General features: G+C 44.0%; 1 protein-coding gene. It reads right to left on the reverse strand.

The features are described from left to right. Positions 1-331: 331 nt before the first annotated feature. On the reverse strand, positions 332-1,984 hold a 1,653-nt coding region (locus tag ACVFVN_RS14640), incomplete at its 5' end, for an RNase H-like domain-containing protein (protein WP_456235855.1).

A 1,984-nucleotide genomic window follows, 5' to 3' on the forward strand; every position in this document is an offset into this window, starting at 1 on the left:
CCTCACGTTTGTTCTTTACTAATTTCCTCGCCGCCAGTGTTGTAGACCCGTGCTAGGGGTCACAAAGAAATCAACCACAAAGAGTGACAGGGTTAAAATATAACAATGTATTTATATTAAAGTAATACAGAACGCCACTAATGTGGTAGGAGATGAACGGGTTCATAACATGCGGTAAAACATGGTATGAAGGTCTCCCTCGAGTCTCTGCAACCAGTGGTATTTATTATACCTGGTTGATTCCATTAGTTCTCGAACAGGGGTGATTTGTACCCCACAACAATAACGAACGGGGTGATTTGTACCCCACAACACCCCCCTCCCGAGCTTTTCATTCCCCTGGAATGATCGTATAGCTCTTTTTTCTGGGATTGATCTCTATGGGATCGATCATTTTTCTTTTTCTGGAGGACCGGCGTTGTCCGGCTGCTTGTGGTGTTACCAGGTCGAACGTGTCATATATATGGTCCATTACTTCTTCTTGTTCAACAGGAGGTTGTCTGTCGTCATCTGTGATACGTTTCCGAATTTGGTTCAAATGCTTCTTGTGAGTAAATTTCGGACCTTCGATTATGTAAACCATCCGCCCGATCCTCTGCTTGACCTTTCCTAGTTCCCACATCGTAGTATTATTTTTATGTACCTGGAAAAATACCTTTTCCCCAGGTAAGTACCTCTTTTTAGGAACTGCAGTATTCGGCGGTTTTACCTGCTTCGGCAAAAGTTTCTCGAAGACCGGCCTAATTTTCCTCGCAAACATTAACTCTGCCGGCGACATCTTCGATGGAGCGCTTTCATTTGGCGTAATTCGGTACACCTGTAAAAACTGTTGTAACGCCTTTCCTGAGGGCGTTCCTTTAGCTTTCTTCAGGGCTCTTTTTAACGTGTCCACGAACCTCTCTGCCTGACCGTTCGATCGGGGATGATAGGTTGGCGTTGTTATGTGGTTGACCTGGAAATCCTCGCAGAAACTTTTAAAATCTGCTGACGTGAATTGCGTGCCATTGTCCGACACTAAACAGTCGACCACACCAAACCTAGCATACAATTCGTGAAGAGCACTGATTGTAAAATCCGTCGTTGGATTTTTACATCGAAATACCTCAGGCCATTTTGAAAAACTATCTACCACTATTAAGTAATAGTTTCCCTCCAATGGACCTGCGAAGTCCACGTGTATCCTTGACCATGGATGGTCAGCTTTAGGCCACGGGCTAAATTGTATTGGGGGCGCTTTTGCAGCCAATGCGCATCCCTTACACGACTTTACCATGCTTTCTATATCAGTGTCCATGCTCTTCCAGTAAACGTAGGACCTCATGAGGCTCTTCATTCTAGTAGCCCCAGGGTGCCCCGTATGAAAATCCTTTAGAATTTTTTTTCTCAGCGTGGCTGGGATTACCACCCTTTCTCGGTACAACAGTACCTCATTGCACATAGAATAAACTTCCGCCGCCGATTCATCTGATTGAATTTTTTGTTTCGTTTCTTTGATGAAACTATCTTCTTCAGCCTCCCTTATTATATCTTTCAAAGTCACTGGTAATTCCTTGATCGTATTGCACAGTATTTGTGTATAGTCCTTTTCACTTTGTAGTGACGCTATTACTGTGTCCTCCAGCGGTTCCCTTGATTTCGGGATTAATCGCGACAATCCGTCAGCGTGACCTAACTTCGCAGATGTAAGAAATTCCATACTAAAATCGTAGTTTAGCAGGATAGTCCCCCATCTTTGCAGTCTGTTGGCTGAGTACGTTGGTATCCCTTTTTTTGAACCAAAAATGGATATAAGCGGCTTGTGATCAGTTTGTAATTTGAATTTTCGACCGTGTAAAAAACGGTGGAATTTTGTAACCCCGAATATGATCCCCAGTGCTTCCTTCTCTATTTGGGAATAATTCTTCTCGGCTGGCAGTAAGGTTCTCGACGCATGGGCGATCGGTTTAGTGGACCCATCTGGCATTTTATGTAGAATGCATGCCCC

The organism is Soonwooa purpurea, from assembly GCF_053891095.1.